27 protein-coding genes are annotated in these 25,976 nt (G+C 66.7%); 5 read left to right on the top strand and 22 right to left on the bottom strand.

From position 1 onward, the window contains the following. Positions 1-115: 115 nt before the first annotated feature. Positions 116-847: a class I SAM-dependent methyltransferase gene (locus tag F9K20_RS11775; RefSeq protein WP_291001644.1), complete on the bottom strand. Its 732-nt coding sequence runs from the start codon at positions 845-847 to the stop codon at positions 116-118. Positions 848-1,036: 189 nt separating this feature from the next. Here F9K20_RS11775 and F9K20_RS11770 point away from each other — a divergent pair, with 189 nt between their 5' ends. Beyond that, positions 1,037-1,261 (top strand): hypothetical protein, encoded by a 225-nt coding sequence (locus F9K20_RS11770; protein WP_291001641.1) that lies wholly within the window; start codon positions 1,037-1,039, stop codon positions 1,259-1,261. Between the two features lie 2 nt (positions 1,262-1,263). Here the strand turns inward: F9K20_RS11770 and F9K20_RS11765 are convergent, their stop codons facing one another. From F9K20_RS11765 to F9K20_RS11735, 7 genes are all read right to left on the bottom strand, one after another. Next, positions 1,264-3,741, bottom strand: a complete 2,478-nt coding sequence (locus F9K20_RS11765) for an EAL domain-containing protein (RefSeq protein WP_291001638.1) — start codon at positions 3,739-3,741, stop codon at positions 1,264-1,266. A gap of 245 nt (positions 3,742-3,986) precedes the next feature. Further along, positions 3,987-4,559 carry a YceI family protein gene (locus F9K20_RS11760; protein ID WP_291001636.1) on the bottom strand — a complete coding sequence of 191 codons (573 nt, stop codon included), beginning with the start codon at positions 4,557-4,559 and terminating at the stop codon, positions 3,987-3,989. 23 nt (positions 4,560-4,582) lie between these two features. Then, a complete protein-coding gene (locus F9K20_RS11755) occupies positions 4,583-5,137 on the bottom strand; it encodes a cytochrome b (RefSeq protein ID WP_291001634.1) in 555 nt (184 codons plus the stop codon). 149 nt (positions 5,138-5,286) lie between these two features. Further along, positions 5,287-7,470: an adenylate/guanylate cyclase domain-containing protein gene (locus F9K20_RS11750; RefSeq protein ID WP_291001632.1), complete on the bottom strand. Its 2,184-nt coding sequence runs from the start codon at positions 7,468-7,470 to the stop codon at positions 5,287-5,289. An 83-nt stretch (positions 7,471-7,553) separates the two neighbouring features. Next, a complete protein-coding gene (locus tag F9K20_RS11745) occupies positions 7,554-8,321 on the bottom strand; it encodes an alpha/beta hydrolase (RefSeq protein WP_291001630.1) in 768 nt (255 codons plus the stop codon). A gap of 97 nt (positions 8,322-8,418) precedes the next feature. Further along, a complete protein-coding gene (locus tag F9K20_RS11740) occupies positions 8,419-8,967 on the bottom strand; it encodes a nuclear transport factor 2 family protein (protein ID WP_291001627.1) in 549 nt (182 codons plus the stop codon). Positions 8,968-8,995: 28 nt separating this feature from the next. Further along, entirely contained in the window at positions 8,996-9,136 is a 141-nt protein-coding gene (locus tag F9K20_RS11735; RefSeq protein ID WP_291001626.1) for a hypothetical protein, read from the bottom strand. 224 nt (positions 9,137-9,360) lie between these two features. Between F9K20_RS11735 and F9K20_RS11730 the strand changes: the two genes are divergently transcribed. Further along, the gene (locus tag F9K20_RS11730) at positions 9,361-9,645 is read left to right on the top strand and encodes a SelT/SelW/SelH family protein (protein ID WP_291001623.1); all 285 of its coding nucleotides are present in this window, start codon (positions 9,361-9,363) and stop codon (positions 9,643-9,645) included. On the opposite strand, the gene F9K20_RS11725 is transcribed toward F9K20_RS11730, so the two are convergent. The 4 genes from F9K20_RS11725 to amrS form a co-directional block, all read right to left on the bottom strand. Beyond that, positions 9,642-9,953, bottom strand: a complete 312-nt coding sequence (locus tag F9K20_RS11725) for a hypothetical protein (RefSeq protein ID WP_291001620.1) — start codon at positions 9,951-9,953, stop codon at positions 9,642-9,644. The two genes, F9K20_RS11730 and F9K20_RS11725, sit on opposite strands and share 4 nt — an antisense overlap. A gap of 61 nt (positions 9,954-10,014) precedes the next feature. Then, positions 10,015-10,368, bottom strand: coding sequence for an SPW repeat protein (locus F9K20_RS11720; RefSeq protein ID WP_291001617.1), 354 nt, complete (start codon positions 10,366-10,368; stop codon positions 10,015-10,017). Between the two features lie 154 nt (positions 10,369-10,522). Beyond that, positions 10,523-11,134: a DUF938 domain-containing protein gene (locus tag F9K20_RS11715; RefSeq protein ID WP_291001614.1), complete on the bottom strand. Its 612-nt coding sequence runs from the start codon at positions 11,132-11,134 to the stop codon at positions 10,523-10,525. Positions 11,135-11,219: 85 nt separating this feature from the next. After that, on the bottom strand, positions 11,220-12,332 hold the full coding sequence (gene amrS / locus F9K20_RS11710; protein ID WP_291001611.1) for an AmmeMemoRadiSam system radical SAM enzyme: 1,113 nt from the start codon (positions 12,330-12,332) through the stop codon (positions 11,220-11,222). A gap of 40 nt (positions 12,333-12,372) precedes the next feature. On the opposite strand from amrS, the gene amrB reads away from it, so the two are divergent. Further along, complete coding sequence (amrB, locus tag F9K20_RS11705) at positions 12,373-13,176, top strand: AmmeMemoRadiSam system protein B (protein WP_291001608.1); 804 nt, start codon at positions 12,373-12,375, stop codon at positions 13,174-13,176. A gap of 46 nt (positions 13,177-13,222) precedes the next feature. Here amrB and F9K20_RS11700 read toward each other — a convergent pair whose 3' ends face one another. The 9 genes from F9K20_RS11700 to F9K20_RS11660 form a co-directional block, all read right to left on the bottom strand. Further along, positions 13,223-14,314, bottom strand: a complete 1,092-nt coding sequence (locus F9K20_RS11700) for a hypothetical protein (RefSeq protein ID WP_291001606.1) — start codon at positions 14,312-14,314, stop codon at positions 13,223-13,225. Positions 14,315-14,316: 2 nt separating this feature from the next. Then, complete coding sequence (gatB, locus tag F9K20_RS11695) at positions 14,317-15,810, bottom strand: Asp-tRNA(Asn)/Glu-tRNA(Gln) amidotransferase subunit GatB (protein WP_291001604.1); 1,494 nt, start codon at positions 15,808-15,810, stop codon at positions 14,317-14,319. A 61-nt stretch (positions 15,811-15,871) separates the two neighbouring features. Further along, the gene (locus F9K20_RS11690; protein ID WP_291001601.1) at positions 15,872-16,276 is read right to left on the bottom strand and encodes a polymer-forming cytoskeletal protein; all 405 of its coding nucleotides are present in this window, start codon (positions 16,274-16,276) and stop codon (positions 15,872-15,874) included. 95 nt (positions 16,277-16,371) lie between these two features. Then, on the bottom strand, positions 16,372-17,217 hold the full coding sequence (locus tag F9K20_RS11685; RefSeq protein ID WP_291001598.1) for a L,D-transpeptidase: 846 nt from the start codon (positions 17,215-17,217) through the stop codon (positions 16,372-16,374). Between the two features lie 123 nt (positions 17,218-17,340). Continuing rightward, a complete protein-coding gene (locus tag F9K20_RS11680) occupies positions 17,341-17,631 on the bottom strand; it encodes a phosphatidylglycerophosphatase (RefSeq protein WP_291001595.1) in 291 nt (96 codons plus the stop codon). Position 17,632: 1 nt separating this feature from the next. Continuing rightward, positions 17,633-17,959 (bottom strand): chorismate mutase, encoded by a 327-nt coding sequence (locus F9K20_RS11675; protein ID WP_291001593.1) that lies wholly within the window; start codon positions 17,957-17,959, stop codon positions 17,633-17,635. Continuing rightward, positions 17,956-19,530 carry an Asp-tRNA(Asn)/Glu-tRNA(Gln) amidotransferase subunit GatA gene (gene gatA / locus F9K20_RS11670; protein ID WP_291001590.1) on the bottom strand — a complete coding sequence of 525 codons (1,575 nt, stop codon included), beginning with the start codon at positions 19,528-19,530 and terminating at the stop codon, positions 17,956-17,958. Before gatA ends, F9K20_RS11675 begins: the two co-directional genes overlap by 4 nt. Before the next feature lie 7 nt (positions 19,531-19,537). Then, positions 19,538-19,825 carry an Asp-tRNA(Asn)/Glu-tRNA(Gln) amidotransferase subunit GatC gene (gene gatC, locus F9K20_RS11665; RefSeq protein ID WP_291001588.1) on the bottom strand — a complete coding sequence of 96 codons (288 nt, stop codon included), beginning with the start codon at positions 19,823-19,825 and terminating at the stop codon, positions 19,538-19,540. 98 nt (positions 19,826-19,923) lie between these two features. After that, a complete protein-coding gene (locus F9K20_RS11660; RefSeq protein WP_291001586.1) occupies positions 19,924-22,242 on the bottom strand; it encodes a fused MFS/spermidine synthase in 2,319 nt (772 codons plus the stop codon). A gap of 135 nt (positions 22,243-22,377) precedes the next feature. Between F9K20_RS11660 and ruvX the strand changes: the two genes are divergently transcribed. Together ruvX and F9K20_RS11650 are read left to right on the top strand one after the other, a co-directional pair. Beyond that, on the top strand, positions 22,378-22,881 hold the full coding sequence (gene ruvX / locus F9K20_RS11655) for a Holliday junction resolvase RuvX (protein WP_291001584.1): 504 nt from the start codon (positions 22,378-22,380) through the stop codon (positions 22,879-22,881). Positions 22,882-23,022: 141 nt separating this feature from the next. After that, positions 23,023-24,234 (top strand): hypothetical protein, encoded by a 1,212-nt coding sequence (locus tag F9K20_RS11650; RefSeq protein ID WP_291001582.1) that lies wholly within the window; start codon positions 23,023-23,025, stop codon positions 24,232-24,234. A gap of 61 nt (positions 24,235-24,295) precedes the next feature. Here the strand turns inward: F9K20_RS11650 and F9K20_RS11645 are convergent, their stop codons facing one another. Continuing rightward, on the bottom strand, positions 24,296-25,969 hold the full coding sequence (locus F9K20_RS11645) for an isovaleryl-CoA dehydrogenase (protein WP_291001581.1): 1,674 nt from the start codon (positions 25,967-25,969) through the stop codon (positions 24,296-24,298). Positions 25,970-25,976 lie beyond the last annotated feature (7 nt).

The raw sequence follows: 25,976 nt of genomic DNA, 5'->3' as shown, positions 1-25,976 counted from the left end.
AAGGGAAAACGGCCGGTGGCGCGCTTAATCTCAATCCAAAACGTGAGGGCGCGGTCCACCTCGGATCGCACCGGCACCGGCTATATGGCTGTTGTCTGTGCCAAAAGCAAGGCCGCTAGGGGCGATAGAGGAAAAGACGGAAGAGATCCGTCGGCGACCTGTACAGCTCGCTCATTGACGCGAAGCCGGCGTCGCGGCCGAGCTCCTCCCAGCCTGACACCGTCTCCGGCAGGTCGCACGTGCGCACATGCTTGATGGCCTCGGCGAACTCGGCAGCGGTGAGCTCGCACCAATCGCGCCGGCCGATATCCTCGAAGCGGTCGAGATAGGCGGGGCGATCCTCGCCGTCGCGGCGCGTCGGCTCGTAGATGAGGAAGGCGCCGTTGGCGGCGATCGCCGCGCGCACCTCGCGCATGAAAGTGCGCTTGGCCGCGCTGTCCAGATGATGCAGCGAGAGGCTGATCCAGACGATGTCCTCGAGTGCCGGCAGGTTACGCAGCGCCGTCGAGAAGTCGGCTTCCTCGAGGTCCACCCTGCAAGGCAGAGCGGCGAGATTGCGTTTTGCCAGCGCCAGCGCCGGCGCCGAAAGATCGACGCCGCGGTAGTGCTCGATGGGCGTCGCACGCAGTGCAGTCACGATGCCGCTGGCGTCGCCACAAGCAAGGTCGAGAAAGCGGTACGGACGCCCCACCCCGTCGGTGAGAAAGCGATGCAGGGCGACGCAGGCCTCACCGTTCGACAGGTAGTCGTGCTGTAGGAACTTGCGGTAGATCTCCCATTGGTTCTGAAAGATCTCCAGCGCCGTCGCATCGGGGGCCGTCAGGGTCGATTGGGCAGCTTCGGCCATCACTTCCTCATTATGGCTCGGCGTCGAGTCTCCGCTTGCCGGGCGCCGCTGATCATAGCATGCGCAAACAGTCCTCCCGCCGGCTCTGCTGCACCATCGGCAATTAGCTCAACTGTCGAGCATGCGCGCGATGCTTCATTAAACGGGCCCATTGTACCTAGCCAGAGCTTATTTGGCGGAGGAAGTGGCATGGGGCGCTCGAGCCTAATCACGTTGCTAATCATGTCGGCGCTCGTCTCACACGCAAAAGCAGCCACCACCATCCAGCTCGCACTGCCCTCCCAGCAGCCGGACGGTCCTCCACCACGACCGGTCGGCGACCCGGATGTAGCGCCGATCGGCCTCGATCTGTTCGAGCCCGAAAGCAGCCTTGAGGAAGCCTGGCCGTGGCCGCCGGCCTCCACGGACAACTGACCTCAAGAAGCGCGTGATTCGCGCTGCGGCTTTCGCTTCCGGCGCGCCAGAAGCGCCGGGACTCCGCTGGCGGCCATCGGCCTGCCCACATAGAAGCCCTGGGCCTCCGTGCACCCCTCGGCGCGCACGCGCTGCAGCTGCTCCTTGCTCTCGATGCCCTCCGCTACCGTCGTGATCCCGAGGCTCTTGGAGAGCGCGACCACAGACCGCAACACGGCGAGCGCGCTGTTGGGCTCGTCGCGCAACTCGCGGATGAAGTGCTTGTCGATCTTGATCTTGTCGAAGCGGATGCGCGTCAAGTAGCTGAGCGAGGAGAAGCCGGTGCCGAAATCGTCGAGCGCAATGCCGATACCCAGCTCCTGCAGCTTGCCGAGCACCTCTGCAACCTCGGTTCCTTCCTGCATCAAGACCGACTCGGTGATCTCGAGCTCGAGCCGGTCGGGCGATAGCGCCGAGGCCCCCAGCGCGGAGATTACCGACTGGCGCACATGCCCAGAGCGGAATTGCGCCACCGAAAGGTTGACGGCGACGCGCAGCCCCCTCGGCCAGTGAGAAGCCTCCTCGCACGCCTGTCGCAGCGCCCAATCGCCGAGTTGCACGATGAAGCCCGTGTCCTCTGCGAGCGCCACGAACTCGGAGGGCGAGATGACGCCACGCTCGGGATGATTCCAGCGCAGCAGCGCCTCGAAGGCGGCAATCTCGTTGCGCGCCAGGTTCAACTGCGGCTGGTAGTAGAGCTCGAACTGACCCTCACGCAACGCCACCCGCATATCGTGCTCGAGCTTATGGCGAGCCCGCATGCGTTCGTCCAACCCGCGCTCGAAGAAGCGCGAGTTGCCCGGACCGTCCTTCTTGGCGCGGCCCAGCGCTAGGTCGGCGTTCTTCAACAGCTCGTCACCGTCGTCGCCATCGGCGGGCCCCATGGCCACGCCGACGCTGACGGTGATGGACAGCGATTGATCGTCGATGTCGAAGGAGGTGCCGAGCACCGCGTGCACGCGTTTGACGAGCGCAGCCGCCGCCACGGCTGCTTCGTCCGCGACCTGAAGCACGACGAACTCGTCGCCGCCGACGCGCGCCATCATGTCGACGCCGTCGAGACGCCGGCGGAGATGCTGCGCAACACCCTGCAACAGCGCGTCGCCGATCGATGGCCCGAAGGTCTCGTTGATTTCTTTGAAGCGATCGATCTCGAACACCAACACCACCAGGTGCCGCCCCTCCATGGCATCGCCGGAGAGCACCTGCTGCATGCGCTCGCGCAACTGGATGCGATTAGGAAGATCGGTCAGCGCATCGTGGCGCGCCATGTGCGACAGCTTCGCCTCGATACGGCGCAGTCGCGTAACGTCGTCGTGGGTGGCCACCCATCCCCCGCCTTCCATGGGCTCGTGAGTGATGGCGATGATACGGCCGTCACCAAGCTCGTGCAGCTTGGTGTTGTGCACCGCCTCACGCGCGGAGGCGAGGCGCTCCTCGAGGTAGGCAGCGGCATCGCCGACGCCATAGAGGCCCTTTTCGATGCGGCTTTCTATGATCTTGCGAAACGGCGTGCCTCGCTTTGCAAGGTCCTTGGAGAGACCGTACATCTCGATATAGCGATCGTTGCAGACGAGCAGATTCTGGTCCTGGTCGAACATGCACAGGCCTTGCGACATCTTCGCCAGCGCCGCATTGAACAATCGGTTCTGCTCGCTCAGCTCCGCCTCGCGCCGGTCGAGTGCCGCCAGAGCCGCTTCTGCCCGCCAGCGCGCATGCACCGACTCTTGCAGGTGCTGGCGCGCCGCCTCCAGTGCTTCCCCGTAATCAGATAGGTGAGCCGTGCGCCCCAGCAACCGGCGGGCGCTATACGTGCCGACGGCCAGCACTAGGACCAACGCGCCCAAGGCGACGAGCCGTTCCGCTTCGGCCGCCGGCAGAATGTGAAACGAGGTAAGATACTGACGATAGTCATCGGTAATTGCCGCAACCCCGTCCGTGATCACCGCACCGCAGACGAGCGTGCACCAGCCGGCCACGGCCGCGATGCCTGCCACGACGATCGGACGCGGATGAAAGCGCAGCGCACGCACGCCGACGATCAGCAACAGCATGAGGAAGGCGGGCGCCTTCAGCACACCGCCGGCCGGATGGTTGAAGGCAAACTGGTAGCTCCAGATCAGCGATATGACGATGCCGACGTCGATGACGCTCAATGCGTCGAGCCGGCGCTCCGGAAGCGGCTCCTCGCTCGCCAGCCACCAGCGCACGGCCGAGCTGCCGATCAGCGCCGCAAGGGCGAGGAACAGCCAACTGTCAAAACCCGGGATGCCTTGGCGAAAGCCGAAGGCATGCAGCGCTAGCACGAATACCGCGATGCCTGCCTGCGCCAGCGCGATCGCCTTTTCGCCGCGAACCTCCTGTTCTCGGAGGCTCTGTGCCAAGCGCCGCGACGGCGTGCTGCGGCCGCGGATCTTCTCGCGCGCAGGGCGCCATTTCATTGCTGGCGGCGTCGGCGTGGCTGACAACGGTCGCTCCTGGGGCTGCTGCCCGCCCGTCGTACGATCGTGCGCTCGCAGCCCGGCGCTAGAGACCGTTCAATCCCCAGTGCTACCGCAATCGCACGGCCGGGGACCTTGCCACGGCCGCGTTACATATCCCTTTGGCTCGCTCGCCAATTTAGCGGCTCGACGAGCCGCGAACGCAAGCTCGGTTAACGCCGAGTGACGTTCGCGGCTCGGCTGTCCTATTGCCGGACACCCTCGATTTCGAGCGCCAGCTCCACCGCCTGCGCCGAGGGGCCGAGGTTGTAGTTGATGCCGAAATCCTTGAGCGGCAGCGTCGTCGTGCCGGTGAAGCCCTGGCGGTAGCCGCCCCATGGGTCCTCGCCGCCGCCGACGCGCTTGGCGTTGATGGTGATTTCCTTGGTCACGCCGTGCAGGGTCAGGTTGCCGGTGATTTTCGCGTTGTCGCCGTCGAGCTTCACCGCCGTGCTCTCGAAGGTCGCGGTGGGGAAGCTCCCCGTATCGAGGAAGTCCTTGCCGCGCAGGTGCTTGTCGCGCTCCGCGTGGTTGGAGTTGACGCTGTTGGCGTCGATCTCGACCTTCACCTTGGAGGTTTCCGGCTTGGCCTCGTCGAACGCGAACGTGCCCTTGAAGGTGTCGAAGCGGCCGGTGAGCCAGCTGAAGCCGAGGTGCTTGATGCGGAAGTTGATCGAGGCATGCGCCTTGTCGGTATCGATGACATAGTCGGCTGCGGCTGCAGGGCCAGTCGAAAGCAGCGCAGCGATGAGAGCGAGCGAGGCAGGCATTAGCTTCATGCGGAGAACTCCTCGAAGATGTATTATTGGTTGTTGGCGGGACCCGACCACATGCGCGCAAGGATGCGGCTGCGGTCGAGGAAGTGATGCTTGAGCGATGCGGCAGCGTGCAGCAGCACGACGATCATCGTGATGTTGGCGAGAACCTCGTGCACCTCACCGGCGGCCTTTTCCATCGCCTTGTCGTGCACCAGTGCCGGCACGCTGAACCAGTCGAAAACCTCGATCGGGCGGCCGTCGGCCGTCGACATGAGATAGCCGCTTACCATCAACGCGAGCAGCAGCGGGTAGAAGCCCCAGTGCACGATCTGGGCCGCGCGCCGCTCGATTGGTGACAGCTCATCGTCGCTCGGCATGACGTTGGCGAGCCGCCAGATGAAGCGGGGGACGAGCAGGAAAAGGAGCAGCATGCCGACACTGCGATGGATGTCGGGGGCGGTGCGGTAGTAGGGGCTGTAGTAGTCGAGCTCGACCATCCACAACCCGAGCACGTACATGCCGACGATGGCCACCGCCATGAGCCAGTGCACGATCCGCGTCGGCAGCCCATAGCCGGCCGTGGTATCGCGGATATGCATGCGCTGTGACCCCTCGTTCCCCTGCCGGCGATGTAGTCAGCCGCGAGACGACTTCAACCCGGCGCCGCGGCTTAGACTCTGCCGCATGCGCCAAAAACGTTCCGGATGCGAAATTCCGTCGTCCTGCGCACGGCCGGCGCTGACATGCGTCAGCCGCCGCCGGCCCGGGCGGGGCGCCCCTCGAGCTCATGCGCGTAATGCGCGTAGAGCTGTGAAAGCGCCGTGCCATCCCGCTCCCGGCACTCGTGCAGCGCCACCCGCGCCGATGCAATGTCACCGGTTGCCAGCGCCGCCAGCAGCCGGGCGTGCAGCGCGCTCAAGGACGCGAAAGCCTCCGAGCGTGCCACGCTCTCATCACCGATGAGCGCGAAGAGGCGCTCGGGCCGCTCCTTCCCGCGCACGGTCGCCGAGCCGAGCTCCAGAAAGGCGAGCGCTGGCGCCGAGAGCATCGTCTTCTCGCCGGCGATGATCGGCACACCGTAGCTCTTCGTCTCCTCTTCGAGCCTCGAGGCGACGTTCACCACATCGCCGAGGATGGAGTAGTCGAAGCGCTGCGGCGAGCCGACATTGCCGACGCAGCAGTCGCCGGTGTTGAGGCCGATGCCGAGCCGCACCCGCTTCTCGGGCATGCCGCCGGCCGCGGCCTCAGCAGCCCACAGCGCATTGAGCCGCTGCAATTGCTCTTGCATGCGCAGCGCCGCCCGGCAGGCGTTGGCGGCGTGCTCTTCGTCGATGAGTGGCGCGTTCCAGAACGCCATCACCGCGTCGCCCATGAATTTGTCGATCGTTCCGCGGTTCTGAAGGATGATGTCGGAGAGCGGCGTGAACAGCCGGTTGAGGAAGGCGATCAGCGCCTCTGCGCTCAGCCCTTCGGCAATGTTGGTGAAGCCGCGCACGTCGGCGAACAGCACCGTCACCTCGCGCGTCTCGCCGCCGAGCTTCAGCTTGTCGGGACTGCGCGCCAGCTCCTCGACCAACGGCTCGGCGAGGTAGTGGCCGAAGGCCGAGCGCACGCGGGCACGCTCGCGCTCGGTCGCGATGTAGCCGGTGAGCGAGGTCGCCAGATAGACGAGCAGCACGGCGATCGAGGGGTAGACGGGATCGAGCAGGTAGCCGGCATTGGTGTAGGCGAGCCAGGAGGCCGCGAAGACGACGATGATCGCGGCAATGCCGATCGCCGCAGCACCAGCCGCGCCAAGCCGCCCGATCAACCAGGCGAGGGCCGCACCGGCGGCGACGAGGTAGACCAGCTCCAGGCCGGTGGCGAACGGCGGGCGGCTCAGGTGCTCGCCGGAGAGCATCTGCTCGAGCGCCTGTGCGTGCACCTCGACGCCCGGCACCGCCGGATCGAGCGGTGTGGCGCGCAGGTCGAGCAGCCCGACGGCGCTGGTGCCGATCAGGATGTCGCGCCCGGCGATCTCCATGGCATCGTGCGAGCCGTCGAGAATGCGATGTGCCGAGATATAGCGGCGCGGGTCGGGGCGCGTGAAGCGCAGCCACAGCTCGCCGTCGCCGTCGGTGGGCAGCACGGTCGAGCCGACCCGCACGTGTTCGATGCCGGTGCGCTGGCCGAAGGCCGTCACGCCGCTGCCGCCGGACGAGCGCACGAACAGCGTCGTCTCGTTCATGGCCACGCGCAGCGTCTCGAGCGGCAGCGACGGGTAGAGCGTGCCGGCGATCGACAACAGCAGCGGCACGCGGCGCACGACCTGATCGCGCTCGGGCAGCCAGTTGACGGCGCCGATGCCCTTGGCGGCGTCGGTCAACAGGGTGAGGCTCTGTACCGTCCCCCTGAAGCGGGGCACGAACTGCAGCGGATCGTCGCCGGCAATGGCGAAATGAGCATGCGGCTTGGGCGGGGCATCGTCCCCCGCGGTCTCGCCGGCGAGACCGATGATCGACTGGGCCGATCGGATGGCCGCCGCCAGCCGCTCGTCGTTCGACGGCAGCGCGGCGGCCTTGTCGATGAGCGGCGCCAAGTCGGGCTCGGTCGCAAACAGCTTGGCGAACTCACTCGCCGACCAGCGATCGGGCTCGGCGAGGATGAGGTCGAGGGTGATGGTGCGCGCTCCGTCGGCCTTGAGGCGGTCGACGATCTCGGCGAGGCGCGTGCGCGGCCACGGCCACTGACCGATGCGCGCCAAAGAGGCGTCGTCGATGTCGACGATGCGGACGGGGAGCGAGGCATCGAGCGCGCGCGGGGAAAGATCGAGGTAGGTGTCGAAAACGGAGAGCCGTAGCCGCGAAACCGGCTCCGGGTCGGCGACGCGCAGCAGCACCGCCACGAACAGCAGCGCCGCAGCGAGCAGGGCATGGACCGATGGAGAGCGCACGGCTGTCACCTCAGTGAGCGGCAGCCTTCGCGCCGCACGCGATCATAGCCTTTAAGGGTATGCCAGAGTCACTCGACCCTGCATCACTTGGTGACCGCCGCCATCCAATCGGCGCAGCGGCCGGCGAACTGCCCGGCCCCTTCCTCCATGATCAGAAAGTGCCCGCGCCCCGCCGCCTCCTCGAAGGTTGCATGCGCATAGAGCCCGGCGACCTTGCGGCCGGTGACCGGGGAGATCACTTTGTCGTCCGACCCGGAGACGACGAGCACCGGGCACGTGACCTTGGCCGCATCGACGGCCGTCGTGCGGTTGAGATCGAACATCCAGAAGAACAGCTCGAACAGCGCGCGGCCGGATTCGGCGCTGAACATGTCGAACACGCGCCGCTGCGCCTCGGGGGCGAGGCTGGCGAGCGAGTCTCCCTTGGCCACCTCGAAGGAGGGGTTGAGCGCCTTGTCCCAAAACGGGGCGGCCTGCATCAGCCCCTTGGCGAGGGCCATCTCGGCTTGCGTCGACGGCAGAATGCCCCACGGCGCACCGGGGGCGAGCAGCACGAGGGCGCGCGCCAGCCCTTGGGCCGCGAGCTGCTGGGCGATGAGGGCGCCCATCGAGTGTCCGACGATAATCGGCGGCTTCGGGTAGCGCCGCACGAACGCGGCCATGTCGCGCGTGTAATCGGCAATGCTCTGATGCGCGAGCTGCGGGTCGGGCGGGCGCGTCGGCCCCGGCACGTGGAACGGCAGGTCGGGCGCCTCACAGCTCCAACCGCGCGTGCCAAAGATCGGCATCAGGTCGGCGAAGCACCAGCCGCCGCAGAAGGCGCCGTGAATGAGGACGACGTCATTGGCCATGCGCTGCTTCCTCGACGAGGTGCGCAGCATGCCACGGGGCCGTTACAATTTCACGCCGCGCGGCACCGTCGCCATGCCAGGTCAGCAAGGCCGCCCATCAAGCGCCGCGGCGCGCCTCGGCGGCGCGGATCAGCCCGTTCGCCGGCACCCTGTCGGGCGCCAGGATGCGGCGCGCCTGCTCGGCCCCCGTCACCGGCAGCAAGCCGGGGTCGAGCAGGCCGATCTGCACCAGGATCGACGCCTGGTCCCAGTAGATGTGTTCGTGCGAGACCTTGCCATCCTTGAAGCCCACCAGGACGCAGAAGGCGGCCTCGACCCGCCGCCCCGTCGGCGCGACGCCGGGCAGGATCGCCGGCATTTCAATGTCGTGCGTGAATTGAAGCACAACCTCGTCCACCACGCAGTCGGTGCCCACGGTGCGCGAGACCGGCGTGATCGTGAGGTCGGCCGGCCAGTGGCCGATGAAATAGTTGCCATAGAAGTTGCGCACCTCCTCGCGCCCCTGCCCACCGGTCAGCACGGGAACGTGGGTCAGGTGCGGCGCGTCGGTCATGGTCGCCATGGTGGCGTTAAGGTCGCGCGTGGTGAACTCGGCGGCGACATGCGCGTCGAATACGGCGGCGAGATCGGGGTGCGAGGCGGCCATGCCGGGCTTCCTCCGTGGCTGGCGGCAACTAATGGGCGAAGAGGACCGCGGAGCCGATGGCCACAGCGGCGAGGCACAGCAGCGCGACGACGGCGCGGGATCTGATGACGCGCCAGCGCCGCCGCGACTCGATCTTTTCGAGCAGGGCGTCCTGCTCGCTTTCGCTCATCCCGCGCCACCTGCGAAGCGTCGGGAAAGTCGATGAGACTTGCTCCATGGGCCCGTCAGTCTAAGCGAGTCGCTGGGCCCTCGGAACGGGCGGCGCAAGTCATGCTCTGCGCACTGGCGTGTTGCGCCGCTGTCGGGCTGGTCTATGTTGGGCTGACCCGCATGTCCTAAGCAGCACCGCTAGCGGGCTTGCTCGCAGCCGTCCCTGCCCACGCGAAAGCATTCATGCCAAGAAGCCCAACCGTCGAGATCACCTACTGCAGACTGTGCGGCTGGGGCCTCCGGGCCGGCTGGATGGCGCAGGAGCTGATGACGACCTTCGCCGAGGAGCTCGGCACCGTCATGCTCACCCCGGATGTGACCGGCGGCGTCTTCGAAGTTCGCGTCGATGGCGACCTCGTCTGGTCGCGCAAGGAAATGGGCCACATCCCCGATATCAAGGAGCTCAAGCGGCTGGTGCGCGATCGTGTTGCCCCGCAGCGCTCCTTGGGACACGTGGACCGCGGCTAGCCCTGCGCACCGCCAAGCATGCCCTTGGCATCCATGCGCACCGCCTGCAGGTCGGCGATCGCCTCATCGATAAAGCGGTCGATCTCAGCCGCGCTCCACAGGGCCGGCGATATGGCGAGATCCGCTTGCCGGCTCAAGGCGCTCGACCTGACGTAGAACTGTACCGCCAGATCGCAGGGATGCGGCTCGTCCCGACCGCCCTTGAGGTGGAAGCCGAAATGGCCCTTGGTCTCCTCGAAGCGCATGACCTCGCCTCCCTCGAAAGAGTGGCGCGACGGAGTGCGCGCGCGCCACGGCCGTTCAGCCATGGCGCCGCGCATCACCAACCAAGACGTCGGGCGGGCAACGAGCGCCCGCCCGACTGCGTCGTCAGCCTCCGGCGGCCATATGATGGCCGTGCTCGCTGGTGGACCAGTACGCCAGGACGAGCGTGGCGATGCCGATCAGCACGTGGGTGTAGAGGGCCGTGGCGTGGGTGCCAAAACCCAACACCCAGGGTGCAATGATCAGCCAAGCGCCAAGGGCCCCGCTGACCCATTCCTCCCAAACCTGGAAGGCGAACAGCGCGGCGAGCGCCAGAACGGCGATGATGGCTCCAACGATGAATGCATTCCACGTCGGCGTCGTTTCCGACGCAAAGCCCAGCACCCAGGGCGAGACGAGCAGCGCCGCTCCGAGCACGAGGTTCAACGTATCCTGCCAGAAGGTCGAGAAGCGATTCATGTGCCAACCTCCTATGGTCGACAGCCATGCCCTAAGGGCATGCTTTCTCGCCTTTCACGTAAGCATGCGCCCGCACACTTCAAGCCGCGCCAGGGGCAAAGGGGCACTTATCGCTAGCGCCCCACACGCGCGTTTGCCGATGGATTGGAACGGTTCAGGGCCGGCGGTGGAAGAGGAGAGAGAAATTGTTGGCCGGCATCGGCGCAATGTGCGGCGCAGCAAAGCCGGCCGCGACAGCGAGATCGGCCACGGTTTCGAGATCGCGCACGCCCCACGCGGGGTTGCGCCGGCGCAGATCCAGGTCGAAAGCCGCGTTGCTCGGCGCCGTGTGCGCGCCGGAGCGCCGATATGGGCCGTAGAGGAAGAGGAGCCCCCCGGCCGGCAGCACCCGCGCCGCGCCGCGCACGAGGCCAACTGCCGACGACCACGGCGAGATATGGATCATGTTGATGCAGACGACGACGTCGGCGCGATCGACGGGCCAGGCATCGGCGGCGGCGTCGAGCACGACCGCCGGACGGATGTTGCCCAGCCCCGATGCCGCCGCCCAGGCATCGATGCTGGCGCGCGCCGCAGCATCGGGGTCGCTCGGCTGGAAGATGAGCTCCGGCCCGCTCGCGCGCGCAAAGTGCAGGGTGTGCTCGCCCGAGCCGCTCGCTACCTCCAGCACCAGCCCGCGCGGCGGCATATGCGGGGCCAGCACATTCCAGATCGGGTCGCGATTGCGTGCCGCGGACGGCGCGTATTGGCGTGCGTCGTCGTTCATCTGCCGGTACCTATGCCCCTTCTGTTGCCTCGCCAATAGAGCTCACCCGATCGTACCTGTGGGGTGAATGGCCCACGAGAGGGGATCAAAGCCCAGCGACGGCGCCGTACCCATCGCCAATCTGAATTGGCATGCGCCGCTGGCCCCAGTCGCCCGGGCTTGCCTCGAAGACGCCGGGAATCGGCGTGCCGCACGCGCTGCAGCAGCCGTCTGCGGTGAGCCGCCACGCGGTAATTTCGTACCAGTCACGGCCGATTACGCGCGTGCCGCAGCGTGGGCAGTAGGTGCTTCCACCTCGCTCGTCGTGCACGTTGCCGGTGTAGACGTAGAGGAGCCCCGCCTTAAGCGCTGTGTCACGCGCGCGGATGAGTGTGCGAGCCGGCGTGCGCGGCACGTCGAGCATCTTGTAGTCTGGGTGGAAGGCGGTGAAGTGTAGCGGCACGTCCGGCCCTAGCTTCGCCAGCACCCACTCGCTCAACTCTCTGACCTCCTGCGCGCCGTCGTTGTGTCCAGGTATGAGGAGGGTTGTGATCTCAAACCAAACGGTGGTCTCGCGCTTTAGATACTCGAGCGTCTCGAGGACGGCGCCAAGATGCCCGGTGCAAAGCCGCCTATAGAACTCCTCCGTAAAGGCCTTCAGGTCGACGTTGGCCGCGTCCATCCAACTGAAGAGCTCCTCGCGTGCCCCCGGGCTGACATAACCCGCTGTGACGGCGACGTTCTTGATGCCGTGCTGGCGAGCCACCTTGGCGACATCCACCGCGTATTCGAGGAAGATGACGGGGTCGTTGTACGTGTAAGCGATGGAGCGCGAGCCGCTGGCAACCGCGGCGCGCACGATATCCTCGGGTGAGGCCTCGTCTTGCAGCCGGTCCATCGCACGGGCCTTCGACATGTCCCAGTTCTGGCAGAACTTGCAGGTGAGGTTGCAGCCGGCCGTGCCGAACGAAAGTACGGGCGTTCCGGGGAGGAAATGGTTTAACGGCTTTTTCTCAATCGGATCGACGCAGAACCCCGAGGAGCGCCCGTAGGTAGTGAGCACGATCTGGTCGCCTTGCCGGCCGCGCACGAAGCACAAACCGCGCTGGCCCTCGTTGAGTTTGCAGAAGCGTGGGCAGACATCGCACTGTATGCGGCCGTCCTCGAGACGGTGCCAGTAACGGCCAGCGACGCCTTTCAATTGCTCGGTATCGGTCATAGTGTTCAAACATGCGCAGCGCTGAAGGAGGCGCCGCGGCATGCCTCACAAGCTCACAGCTCAGGCCTCGCGAGTCGCGGTTGCTGCCGGATCGTTTTACCCGGGATCGGTGGCAAACCTGAGCCGCACAGTGTCGGGCCTCCTCGCATCCGCGCGGAGCGGCGAACGGCCCGGCCTCTCGGCTATCATCGTCCCACACGCAGGCTATGTCTACTCTGGGTCCGTCGCTGCGCGGGCCTTCGCCCGTGTGCCGAACGCGAAGAACCGGTTCCACCGCTGCGTGATCGTCGGCCCGTCGCATTTCGTAGCGTTCAACGGGATCGCCGCGCCATCGCACATCTCTTTCGCGACGCCACTTGGCGAGTTGCCCGTCGACGTCGACGCCGTGCAGGCGCTGGTCAGCGAAGCCCGCGTCGTGATCAATGACGCCGCGCACGAGCAGGACCACGCGATCGAGGTTGAACTGCCGTTTCTGCAGGCGATCTTCGGCACGGTGCCGATCGTTCCCTTGCTCTTCGGTTTGACGTCCGCCCGTGCCGTTGCCGCAGCGATCGCCGAGGTTTGGAACGACAAGACGCTGCTGGTCGTAAGCTCCGACCTCTCGCACTACGAGGACTACGAGGCAGCCCGCCACCGTGATAGGCGCACAGCCGAGGCGATCGAGGACTTTGACGAGCGTGCCATCGGGCCAGCCGATGCCTGCGGGCATCTTGGTATCCGTGGCGCCTTGATCGAAGCCGGCCGGCGCGGCCTGGCGATCCAGCGGATCGCCTTGTGCAATTCGGGCGACACTGCCGGCGACAAGCACAGCGTCGTCGGCTATGGCGCGTGGGATTTCGCCTGAACGATACTCGCTAGGCCCAAGACCTGCTTGGCACCTGCTGCCGCTACTATCGCTGAGCGGCCTTGATCTCGGTGAACTTGGCGCGCGCCTTCTCGAACTTGGAATCGAACAGCCACATGGCGTCGAGGATCTCGCGGAAGGTCGCCGATTTCCTCGCCCGGTCCACCTTGCCGAAGGTGAAGATCGAGTTGTTGCGCAGATAGCCCATGATCTTCGGGCTCGTGATGCGATAGGCCTCGAAGTTGCCGGACCTGAGCGCTTCCCGCGTCGGCCCCGGGATGAGCTGGATGAGCTGGAACACCTTCATCTGGTCGATCTCGTTGGGCAGCATCTGCATGATCTCGGGCAGCTGCGCGAAGAGGTCGGCGTGGGCGTTCATCAGGCCGTTGCGCACCGCCGTCCAGTGATTGTAGCGCTGGTCGCCTTTGCCGACGCGCGCTTCCTCCTTGTCGTCGCGGGCGGCCAGCTCGGGATCGAGCGCCGCGACCTTCGGCTTGATCGCCGCCCACTTCCTGCGTCCGCTGCGATCCTCCGAGGTGCCCGTCTGCAGGCTGCCCTTGTAGGTGTTGGAGCGGGCATTGCCGATGTTCTGGTTGCCGTTGGTCTCGGCGAAGAAGATGCCAAGACTGATGCGGCCCGCCACCTCCGCCGTCTTGGCATCGAGGCCTTTGGCGCGCGCGATCGCCGTGCCGAGGCGGGCGACGTCCTCGAACGGCGTCTGCGAGACCTGCGCGTTGGCGGGCGGCGCCTGCATGATCTTGAACAGTGCCGCGTACTCCTCGATCAGCGGCTCGATGTCGGCGTCGAAGTAGGCCGGGGGAACGCCGAACTTGTTGGGCCGGCCGATGCGCTCCGGCAGCGCGTCGGTGAGGTCCTTGTAGGTTGAGATCACCTTGATGCGGGCGAGGTAGACGGCCTGCCCCGGCAGGTTCGGCAGCTTCTTCTTGGCGTCGATCTGCGCCCGCCGCTGAGCGAGGATCGCCTTGAAGTCGGCGAGCGCCTTGTCATACGCCGCCTGCGCTTCCGCCTGCTCTTTGGTGAGCGCCGGCGGCTCTGCGCGTGCTGCGCCAACAAGGTTGAGAAGCACGACGGCGAGTGCCACCGCACGAATCGCCGTCAGCGCTGTGCGGGCCGCCATCACTAGATGCCGAGCTTCGCTTTGAGGATCTCGTTGACCGCCTGCGGGTTGGCCTTGCCCCCCGAGGCCTTCATCACCTGACCGACGAACCAGCCGAGCATGGTCGGCTTAGCCTTCACCTGCTCCACCTTGTCGGGGTTGGCGGCGATGATCTCGTCGACCGCCTTCTCGATGGCGGCGGTGTCGGTCACCTGCTTCATCCCGCGCTTTTCGACGATCTCGGCCGGGTCACCGCCCTCCGACCACACGATCTCGAACAGATCCTTGGCGATCTTGCCCGAGATGGTACCCCTTCCGATCAAAGCAACAATTGACCCAAGTTGAGCAGGCGAGACCGGCGACTTTTCGATGGACGACCCGTCCTTGTTAAGGCGGCCGAGCACCTCATTGATAACCCAGTTCGCAATGATATCGGCGGCATCCGTGTTCTGTTTCTCTGCTTCCTGGCAAGCAGCCTCGAAGTATTCAGCGAGCGCCTTGTCCGAAACTAGAACGCCAGCGTTGTAGTCCGTGATTTCGTAGTCCTTTATGAAGCGCCGCTTCTTGGCGTCGGGCAGCTCGGGCAGGTTCTTCTCCAGCTCGCCGACGTATTCCATCGTCAGCTCGAGCGGCAGCAGGTCGGGGTCGGGGAAGTAGCGATAGTCGTGCGCCTCCTCCTTACTCCGCATGGAGCGCGTCTCGCCCTTGCCCGGGTCGAACAGCCGCGTTTCCTGGTCGATGGCACCGCCCGCTTCGAGAATGTCGATCTGGCGGCGCGCCTCGGTCTCGATGGCCTGGCCGATGAAGCGGATAGAGTTGACGTTCTTGATCTCGCAGCGCGTGCCGAGCTTGGCGCCGGGCTTCCGGACCGAGACGTTGACGTCGGCCCGCAGGTTACCCTTCTCCATGTCGGCGTCCGAGGTGCCGAGGTAGCGCAGGATGGTGCGCAGCTTCGACACGTACGCCTGCGCCTGTTTGGAGGAGCGCATGTCGGGCCGCGACACGATCTCCATCAGGGCGACGCCGGAGCGGTTGAGGTCGACGTAGGAATAGTCCGGGTGCTGGTCGTGGATCGACTTGCCGGCGTCCTGCTCCAGGTGCAAACGCTCGATGCCGACTTTGAGCGTCTCGCCGTCGACGTCGATCTCGACCTCGCCCTCGCCGACGATCGGCTGCTTGTACTGGCTGATCTGATAGCCCTGCGGCAGATCGGGGTAGAAGTAGTTCTTGCGGTCGAAGACGCTCTTCAAGTTGATCTTGGCGCTGAGCCCGAGCCCGGTGCGCACCGCCTGCGCGATGCACTCGGCGTTGATCACCGGCAGCATGCCCGGCATCGCCGCATCGACCAGCGACACGTGGCTGTTGGGCTCGGCGCCGAACTCGGTAGAGGCGCCCGAAAACAGCTTGGAGGCGGAAGCGACCTGCGCGTGCACCTCGAGGCCGACGATGACCTCCCAGGGGCCGGTAGCGCCCTCGATCAGGTTCCTAGCTTTGCTGGCCGTAGCCGTGTCCTGCATGGGGGATGCTCCTTCGCGCGCCCTCGTTATCGCAGGGCGCCCTCCGGGGCAAGCCGCGCGGCTAGGCGGCGCTTTCGCCCGCCTCCTCCACCTCCAACGGCAACGGGGCGATTTTCAACGGATCGCCGTGGCGGCGCGACTGGCCCTCGAAATAGCAGCCCTCCTCGAGCACCAGCTTCTTATGGTAGATCTGCCCCTCGACGGCGCAGCCGGCGCCGAGAACAAGCTCGCGGGCATAGATGGCGCCCGAGAACTCGCCGAGCACCACCACCTTGTCGGCGACGATGAGGCCCTCGACCTCGCCGCGCTCGGTGATCTGCAGGTTCGAGCAGCGCACCTCCCCGTCGATGGTCCCCTCTATTGTCACTGGCCCATCGAGCGACAGGGCCCCGATGATCGTCACGCCGCGGTTGATCACGAGCGCGCCCTTCGCAGGCCGCATCTGTGCCGCGTTCAACTCCGTCATTACGCATTACCCCCGGACGACGTCTTGAACCTCGTCCCCGCGCAAAGGTGAGTGCCGAAAAGAAATGGCACTTTTCAGGCGGCAGGGGGGCGGCTTCAGTTTTCGAAGATGACGGCGATGGCGCGAAAGCCGGTTTTGGTCAGGACGGCGGGACGCTCCGCGTCGGAGATGCTCCTCGCCGAAGCCTGCATCAGACCGAGGTCGGCGACCAGCGCCTCGGCGGGATGCATGCTGCCGTCGCGCGTATAGCCGAGGCGGCGCTGGCCCTTTTCGGACTGCCAGAAGCGCGGCACCTCCCCCCAGCGCAGCTCCGCAGGGAGCACCTTGTCGCGGCCGGTGATGCGGTCGAAGAGCGCGGCGGCATTATTCTGCTTCATGCGGATGCAGCCGTGCGAGTCAATGCTACCGAGCCGGCGATAGCGGCCGGGGAGCGTGCCGTGAAAGGCGACGCCGGAGCGGCGCCCGCTATCGTAGTGAAAGTCGATGTACATGGTGTGGATCATGCCGGGCGCCGTGTAGCCGCGACCGTAGCGCCACTTGCGCTCATCGAGCGCGAACACCCCCGTGGGCGTCGGCCCGGAGAACGGGTCGCCGCGGTAGTAGCGCCCGGTGGACACCGGCCAGCTATAGGACGGCGTTTCGCCCTCGGCGAGCTTGGCCTTCTTCCAGTGCGCCGCGTCCCACATGGCGAGCCGCCACGGCGCGCCGATCCCATCGCGCTGCAAGACCCACATGCGCTGGCGCCACGGACCGGCCCCGGCCGCGTTGACGTAAAGAGCGACGGTGTAGCGATGATCGAGCTCGCTCGGCGCCTTGTAGCGCTCGCTGCTGCCCTTGAGACTTTCGAGATAGTCGAGCGCCGGATCGCTGCGCGCCGCCCCCGACGCGAGCCCAAGAACGAGCACGGCGATGAACGCCAATGCCTGCACGCGCGGAAGCATCGTCCCCCCGATTTTCGATCCGGCAACGGATAGTGTGGTGAATTGCGCGCGCGAACAAGCATGCCGGCGCGAAGTGTCGCGTCGCGTTGCAGCTTGGCATCAGATCGGAGGCAGAGAACCGGTTCAGCGGCGCAGCGGCACCAGCCAATAGCCGAGGCCGGCCCACACGAGGCCGAAGATGAATTGCATCAGCAGAATGGCGGCCTCGCCGCCCAACGCGTGCACCGGCATCACGCCGATGGCGGCCACCAGCCAGTAGAGCACGAAACCGCACAGCGAAGCGGCAAAGGCCGCGATAATGAGCTTCTGCCACTGGTCGGCGCGGCGTCCCATGAGGAAGGCGACGGCGATGACGACGGGGTTGAACAGCGCGATCTTGATCAGCGTCGTGGGATCGAAGGGAACGATTTCCAACTCATGCCCCCCGCCCACCGTTACCCTCGAGCTGGCGCCGCAGCTTCTCTTCCTCGTACTGCACGAACCAGCCGATCATCTGCCGCCACAGCGCCTCGGTGAGCTCCGGCGGCAGCCCTCTCTCCTTGGCCCGCGCCTTCACCTTGTCGATCACCTGCTGGATGCGCCAGGGAACGTGCGCCTCACCGGGGTTGGTCTTGAACTGCCAGGCGCGGTCGACGTAGCCAAAGCGGTCGGCGATGAGGTCGACGAGGGCGACATCGATGCGGTCGATCTCGGCCCGCACCTCGGCCATGTCCTTGCACTCATGCGGTTTACGCCCGCTCATCTGGCTTTGCTCCCGGCTTTGCGCTTGCCGACTGCCTGCTTCGCCGCCGCGGCCTTGGCCGGCGCCGGCTTGGCGCCAGCGTCCTCCCACCAGCGTTCCGGAACGACGAAGCGGCCGGCCGCATCCTCGATCGCCTGCGCGGCGCGGAACAGCGTCGCCTCGTCGAACGGCTTGCCGATGAGCTGCAGGCCGAGCGGCGTTCCCTCGCCCGACAGCCCCGCCGGCACCGAGATGCCGGGCAGGCCGGCCATGTTCACCGTCACGGTGAAGATGTCCTCCAGGTACATGGCGATGGGATCGCCGGTCTTCTCGCCGAAGCCGAAAGCGGGCGACGGCGTCGTCGGCGTCAGCACCACGTCGACCGACTTCCATGCCTCGTCGAAGTCGCGCTTGATGAGCGTCCTGACCTTCTGCGCCTTGAGGTAATAGGCATCGTAATAGCCGGCCGAGAGCACGTAGGTGCCGATGAGGATGCGCCGGCGCACCTCCTTGCCGAAGCCCGCCGCGCGCGTGTTCTCGTAGGTGTCGATGAGGTCCTTGCCGGGCACGCGCAGGCCGTAGCGCACCCCGTCATAGCGCGCGAGGTTGGAGGAGGCCTCGGCGGGGGCGACGATGTAGTAGGCGGGGAGCGCGTACTTGGTGTGCGGCAGGGAAATGTCGTGGATGGTGGCGCCGGCCGCCTTCAGCCAGGCAACGCCCTCCTGCCACAGCTTGTCGATCTCCTTCGACATGCCCTCGACGCGGTACTCCTTCGGCACGCCGACGCGCAGGCCCTTGACGCCTTGGGATAACGCCGCCTCGTAGTCCGGCACCGGCGTCTCGACCGAGGTGGAATCCTTGGCATCGTGGCTCGCCATCGTGCGCAGCATGATGGCGGCGTCGCGCACTGTCTTGGCCAGCGGACCGGCCTGATCGAGGGACGAGGCGAAGGCGACGATGCCCCAGCGCGAGCAGCGCCCGTAGGTGGGCTTGATGCCAACGGTGCCGGTGAGCGCCGCCGGCTGGCGGATGGAGCCGCCGGTGTCGGTCGCCGTTGCGCCAAGGCACAGGTCGGCGGCGACCGCGGCGGAAGAGCCGCCGGAGGAGCCGCCCGGCACGAGCTTGTCGCTCGCCAGCTTGCCATCCTTTTTGCGGCGCCACGGAGAGACGACCGGGCCGAAGGCGCTCGTCTCGTTCGATGAGCCCATGGCGAACTCGTCGCAATTGAGCTTGCCGAGCATGACGGCGCCGGCGTTCCACAGGTTGGCACCGACGGTCGATTCATAGGTGGGCGTGAAGTCGTCGAGGATCTTCGAGCACGCGGTGGTGCGCACACCGGCGGTGCAGAAGAGATCCTTGTTGCCGAGCGGCAAACCTTCGAGCGGGCGCGCGTCGCCCGACTTCAAGCGCTTGTCGCTCTCCTTGGCCTGCGCCAGCGCCAGCTCCGGCGTCGGCAGCACGTAAGCGTTGAGCGAGGGGTTGGCGGCCTCGATCGCCTCGACGAACGCCTGCGTCAGCTCGGCGGCGGAGATTTCCTTCTTGCGCAGCTTGTCGCGCGCCTCGGCGATGGTGAGCTTGGTCAGTTCCGTCACGGGCGCGCTACTCCACCACCTTGGGCACCACATAATAATGGTCTTCGACCATCGGCGCGTTCTTCACGACGTCGTCGGCGATGTCGCCGTCGTTGATCACGTCGGCGCGCTTCTTGAGCTCGATGGGGACGACGCGCGTCATCGGCTCGACGGCGGAGGTGTCGACCGAGTTGAGCTGCTCCACCCAGTTGAGGATGCCGGACAGCTCCGCCTCGAGGCCCTTGGCCTCCTCGTCGGATATCTTGATGCGCGCTAGGCGCGCGATGCGCCGGACCGTCGTCTCGTCGACCCGCATGGCTCCTCGCCGTTGCTGTTGAGCGTCGCTTCGAAAAAAGCGCCCGCACTCTTAGCCCCAGGCGGGGGTCTGGCGCAACTTGCGCCGGCGGCGCGAGGCTAGGAGCGGCGCCACTGCGACAGGAAGGGGCCGAGGATGTCGGAGGCATCGTCCGTCCACGGCGACACCCCGCCGGCATGGAAGTCCTGCGCCCCCTCGAGTGCCCGGTAGGCGTCGAGCGCAAGGGTGTCCTTGGCGAAGACGGCGATGGTCGAGGTGTTCTGCGCGTAGGAGCCGTCCGCCTTGTCATCGGAGACGATCAGCCCCTTCAGCTCGGGAACCAGCGGCAAGGTGGCGCCGAGGACGGAATCGAGATCGAGGTAGCGGTTGGAGATGTGCAGCACCACGACCCCGTGGTCGGTGAGCTTCTTGGCGTAGAGTTGCAGCGCCTCCGCCGTCATCAAATGCACGGGAACGGCGTCGGAGGTGAAGGCGTCGACGATGATGAGGTCGAAGCTGCTGTCCTCCTCCTTGGCCAGCGTCAGGCGCGCATCCCCGATCACCACGTCGAGCTTCGGCTGGCAGTTGGCGAGGAACGTGAAGTGGTTCGACTTCGCCGCGATGTCGACGACGATGGGATCGATCTCGAAAAAGCGCCACGCCTCGTGCTTGCGCGAATAGCAGGAGAGCGATCCGGCGCCGAGGCCGATGACGCCGAAGCGGCCGAGCTCGCCTTCGGCATCGAGACGCGCCTGGGTGATTTTCACCGCTTCCGCCATCGGGCTCCCCGGATAGTAGTAGGTGCCGGGGGTGACATCGGAGATCAGCTTGCCGTCGAGGCCGCGCAGGCGTTGCGCGCCATGCAGCGTCGTGCCGTGCGTCAACACGTTGAAGTCGTCGCCTTCAGACAGGCTGACGCGATAGACGCCGTAGTAGCTGCGCTGCGCCTGGCCGCGCTTGACCGCCGAGGGCAGCATGACGACGGCGGCGAACATCATCAGGGCGGCCGTCAGCTGTCGGGCGCCGTGCCCCCACAAGGCGACGGCGGCGACGGCAAAGACCAGCGCAATCACCGGCGTCGTCCCCCACTCGCCGAACGAGTAGCCGTAGCGCGCGGCGAGCAGCGGACCCTGCCAGATGGCGAGAAGGCCGGCGGCAAAGATGCCGAAGATCCAAATGAGCTCGTTCTTGGTCGACGCGGCAGGCTGGCCGAATACGCCGGGCCTACAGGCTAGCGACAGCGCGATGAGCAGCGGGTACTCGAACACCTCGGAGAACAGGCGCGGGGCGATGAGGGCCGCGAACAGCCCGCCGAGCACGCCGCCGAACGACATCCAAAAATAAAACTCGGTGAGATAGCGGGCGCGCGGGCGGGCGAGGTAGAGCGTGCGGTGAGCAACAAGCGCGGCGAGGAAGAAGGCAGCAACACCGGCGCCGCTGGTCAGCACCCATTTGTCGTGCTTCACCTGCGCCAGCTCGAGCAATGCGAAGATGACGGCGGCGAGTTGCAGCGGGAGCAGGAGCCACATCGGCAGCGGCAGCCGCGTCTGGAAGGCGAGCACGAACGTCAGAAGGTAGAGCGCCAACGGCAGCACCCAGAGCAGCGGCGCCGACGCGATGTCGGTGGCGATATGGGTGGTGAAGGCCGTGAGCAGGGCCGCCGGCAACAGCGCGAGGCCACACCAAGCCAAGCGGTCGCGCCACGTCGGGGTTGCATCGGGCACCGCCTCGGCGGCTTGCTCTGACACCGGCGCCGCGGAGGCGCGGCGACGCACGAGCGCGAAGCAGGCGCCGATCGCCACCACGAGCACGATGTAGAGCAGCGCCCAGTAGCGGCTCAGCGCCGTCAGCCCGAAGGCGGGCTCGAGCACGAACGGATAGCCCAAGAGCGCGATGAGGCTGCCGAGGTTCGAGGCGCCATAAAGAAAGTAGGGATCCTTGGCGTGCGGGTGGCCCGAGCGCGCGAACCAAGCCTGCAGCAGCGGTGCGTTGGCGGCGACGGCGACGAACGGCAGGCCGACCGCGACGCCGAACAGCCCCAGCTGCCACAAGTAGGGGTCGCCCGGCGGCTCGCGCCAGCCTTCAGGCAGGCCCACCGGAAGTGTGATGAGCGCGACGAGGGCAATAGCGAGGTGCACGAAGCCGGTCGAGGTTGCCGGCACGTGCCGCATCAACAAATGTGCATACCCGTAGCCGATGAGCAGTGCAGCCTGGAAGAACAGCAGCGCCACCGCCCACACTGAGGAGGAGCCGCCGAGCACAGGCAGCACCATCTTGGCGAACATCGGTTGAATGGCGAACAGCAGGAAGGCGGAAAGAAACGCCGTCGCGGCGAATAGGGCCAGGACGCCGGCGTTGCCCTGCCGCGTCTGCATGGCTGCGCGCGGCGCCACGGCTTCGTCCATCGCGCCGCCTGCCGGCATCTGCTTCTTCTGCACGCACGCCTACCTTTTGATACCGGCGGCGCGTCCCGCGCGCGCCGCCGGTTCTCCCACCCTAAGGCAAATTGGCCTTCCGCAACCGGCGCGGAGTATAAGGAAGCCCGGATCGGCAACAACGGGCAGGCTCCCCTTATGGCAAACTCGACGGGCGAGCGGATGTCCGGAGAAACGCTGGAGGATATCGAGGCATTCGCGGCGAAACTGGGCGCGCGGGCTCCCCTCATCGGCATCGATGCGGGTACCAAGACGCTCGGCCTCGCCCTGTCTGACATCACGCGCACCATCGCCTCGCCGCTCACCGTCATCCGCCGGACGAAGTTCAAGGACGACGCCGCCGAGCTTTTGCGCATAGCCGCGGAGCATCGCATCGACGGCTTCGTGCTGGGCCTGCCGACCAATCTGGACGGGACGGCCGGCCCCCGCGTGCAGGCGACGCGCGCCTTCGCGCGCAACCTCAACGCGCTGAGCGAGTTACCAATCCTGTTGTGGGACGAGCGCCTATCGACGGCCGCCGCCGAGCGCACGCTGCTCGAAGCTGACGCGAGCCGGCGCCGCCGCGCGCAGGTCATCGATAAGCTCGCCGCCGCAATTATCCTGCAGGGTGCGCTCGATCGCATGCGCAGGATGAAGAGCTGATCGGGCCCGTGGCATTAACTCTCACCCACGCTAGTCAGAGATTGCACCTCGACCGTCCCAAGCATGCCGCAATAGCCTGCGACTCTTCTAGGTAACGCCATCGCTTGGGCTCGTCGGCCCGATGGCGAAGTGGATCAGTACATGTCGCAGGTGACGAAACTCCTTCGGCAGCGCATCGACCAGCGCCGCACCGTGCTGTTGCCGCAGCTCTCTGACGAACGCGAGAGCTATGCCGGTCGCTTCGCTTATCCCGCGCGCCGCGAGGTGCGCCGGCTGATGCGCTCCTCGGCCCGCCTCGCCGATCTGGCGGTGGTCTTTCCCGGCGCGCTGTACGCACTGGCGACGCGGCGCGGCTCGCAAGAGCAGCGTGACGCCGCCATCGCACTCATCGAGGAGGGCGCGGCGCTGAAAACGGTGGCGCGCACTTTGGACCTGCCATTGTGGCTGCGGCGGCTGCCGCCCGAAGCGTTCCAGAAGGTCATCGCTCCCGTGCCGTCGAGCGAAAGCTTCACGCGCCGCGTCGCCACGCGCCTGCCGGCGGCGCCCAGTCACAGCGCGCTATGGCTCGACTCGGTCGCCTTCGGCGCCAAGGCCTGCCACGAGGACTTCGCATTGTGGCTCGCCGATCAGACGATCTTCGGCGAGCCGGGCAGACCGGAGCAGATGTTCGGCGTGCTCGCCGCCTACGCCTGGCACTCGCGCGCCACGCAGACGCGCGCGCACGGCCTCATCGTCGTGCCATGGCGCCCGGAGATCGCCTTCGATACGGCGCTGTGCGCGGCAAAGAGCTGGCTCAACCGCATGCGCCTGACGCTGCAGCTCGGCCCCGGTGTGCTCACCGACCCGTGGCTATCGGGCGGACAAGTGCGCAGCTATACGTTCGTGCCGCTGCTCGACCGCGCGGAGATCCTAGCTGAGGCGCGCGCCATGCAGAACTGCGCCGACCAGTATGCCGAACGCCTTGCCGATGACCGCTGCCGGCTGTTCTCCATCCGCCGGGAGCGCGAGCACGTGGCGACCTTAGAGATCGGCCCGCACTCGCGCGAGGCCGGCATGCTCGCCATCACCCAGCTCAAGGGCCGGCACAACATGGCGGCGCCGCTGGATGTGTGGCAGGCGGCCTATGCCTGGCTCGCCGCGCAGAGCGGGCTGCGGCGCCTACCGCCGCGCATTCCTCCCGAGCGGCGGCTCGACGAGGACATGTGGCGGCAGCTCATGGGTCCTTATCGCAAGCGCACCGACGGCGCCCCATGGCTGCCGGAGCTCGCCACCCAGGCGGTGTTCGATAGCTTGAACGCGGAGATGGCGGACCTGGCGCGCCGCGGCGGCGTCTCCTCCTGGCTGTTCACCTGACAGCGAATAGCGAATAGCAAGTAGCGAATAGGGTGCCGTTCTATTCGCTACTCACTATCGCTCATACCTTATTTGGTGAGGCGCGGTCGATGACGGCGCGCACGTCGGCGTGCTCGAGCCCCTGTCCATAGGTCTGCCGCGGGTCGCCGGAGATGCGCGTGGCGATGAACGCGTCCGCCACTGCCGGCGGGGCGTGCGCGCGCAGGATTGTGGCAGCGGCCAGCACGGCCAGCGCCTCGACCAGCGTACGGCCGCGGGCATCGAGCAGCTTCGGCTCCTGCAGCATGGCTTCAAGGCGCTGATGCGCGCGGCGCAGGTGCTGATCGTCGCCGGCAGCGGCGAGCAGCTCGTCCATGACAACTTGCACGGCCGCCGGCTCGCGCTGCAGCACGCGCGCCACGTCGAGCGCCATGACGTTGCCCGAACCCTCCCAGATGGAGTTGACCGGCACCTCGCGATAAAGGCGCGCGAGCGGCGCCTCCTCGACGTAGCCGTTGCCGCCCAGGCACTCCATCGCCTCGGCGACCATCGGCGGCGCGATCTTGCACGCCCAGTATTTCGTCACCGGCGTCATCAGGCGCCGCCAGGCGGAGGCGCGCGCGTCCTCGGCGCGGTCGAAGGCGCGGGCAAGGCGGAAGGCGAGCGCCGTCGCCGCCTCGACGTCGAGCGCCATGTCGGCCAGCACCTGCTGCATCACGGGCTGATCGACGAGCTTCTTCTGGAACACGGTGCGGTGTTCGGCGTGGTGGATGGCGTTGGCGAGTGCCAGGCGCATCAGCCCGGCGGAGGCAACGGCACAGTCGAGCCGCGTGTGCGTCACCATCTCGATGATGGTGGCGATGCCGCGCCCCTCCTCGCCGATGGCGCGCGCATAGGCGCCGTGAAACTCGACCTCGGAGGAGGCGTTCGAGCGGTTGCCGAGCTTGTCCTTCAGGCGCTGCAGGTGCAGCGCATTGACGCTTCCGTCGGGAAGGAAGCGCGGCATCAGAAAACACGTGAGACCTTCCGGGGCCTGCGCCAGCACCAGGAAGGCATCGGACATCGGCGCCGACAAGAACCACTTGTGCCCGGTGATGCGGTACTCGCCCCCGGGGGCGCCGCCGGCGACCGGCTCGGCCACCGTCGTTGAGGCGCGCACGTCGGTGCCACCTTGCTTCTCGGTCATCCCCATGCCTAGCGTAACGGCGGTCTTAGTGCTGGCGGGCGCGAAGCTCGGGTCATAGTCGCGCGGAAGGATGCGTGGCAGCCACTCTGCAGCCAGACCCGGCTCCTGCAGCAACACCGGCACAGCGGCGTTGGTCATGGTGATCGGGCAGCAGTGCCCGGCCTCCATTTGCGCCGCCATGTAGAAGGCCCCGGCACGGGCGACGTGCGCACCCTGGCGGCGCGCGCCACCCTTCTTGGCGAGATGTGCCCAGACCGAGCTATGCAGGCCCTCGGTGCAGCTGGTGCGCATCAGCGTGTGGTAGGCGGGATGGAAGGTCACTGTGTCGCGCCGGCGCCCCTGCCGGTCGTGCGTCGACAGCTTGGGCGTGTACTCGTTGGCGAGACGCCCGCGCTCGAAGGCCTCGGCGCTTCCCGTCACCTGGCCGAAGACGTCGAGCGCGGCCGCGGCATGGCCGCCGCCCTCGCGCTCCACGGCGTCGATGAGCGCGGCATCCGAGGCATAAAGGTTCACGTCCTCGAACGGAGGCGGCTGATTGAACACCTCATGCGTTGTAGATCGGGTGGTCATCGGGCCA

Source organism: Hyphomicrobium sp., assembly GCF_009026145.1.
Taxonomy (GTDB): Bacteria; Pseudomonadota; Alphaproteobacteria; order Rhizobiales; family Hyphomicrobiaceae; genus Hyphomicrobium_A.
This window is presented reverse-complemented; position numbering and strand designations above follow the sequence as displayed.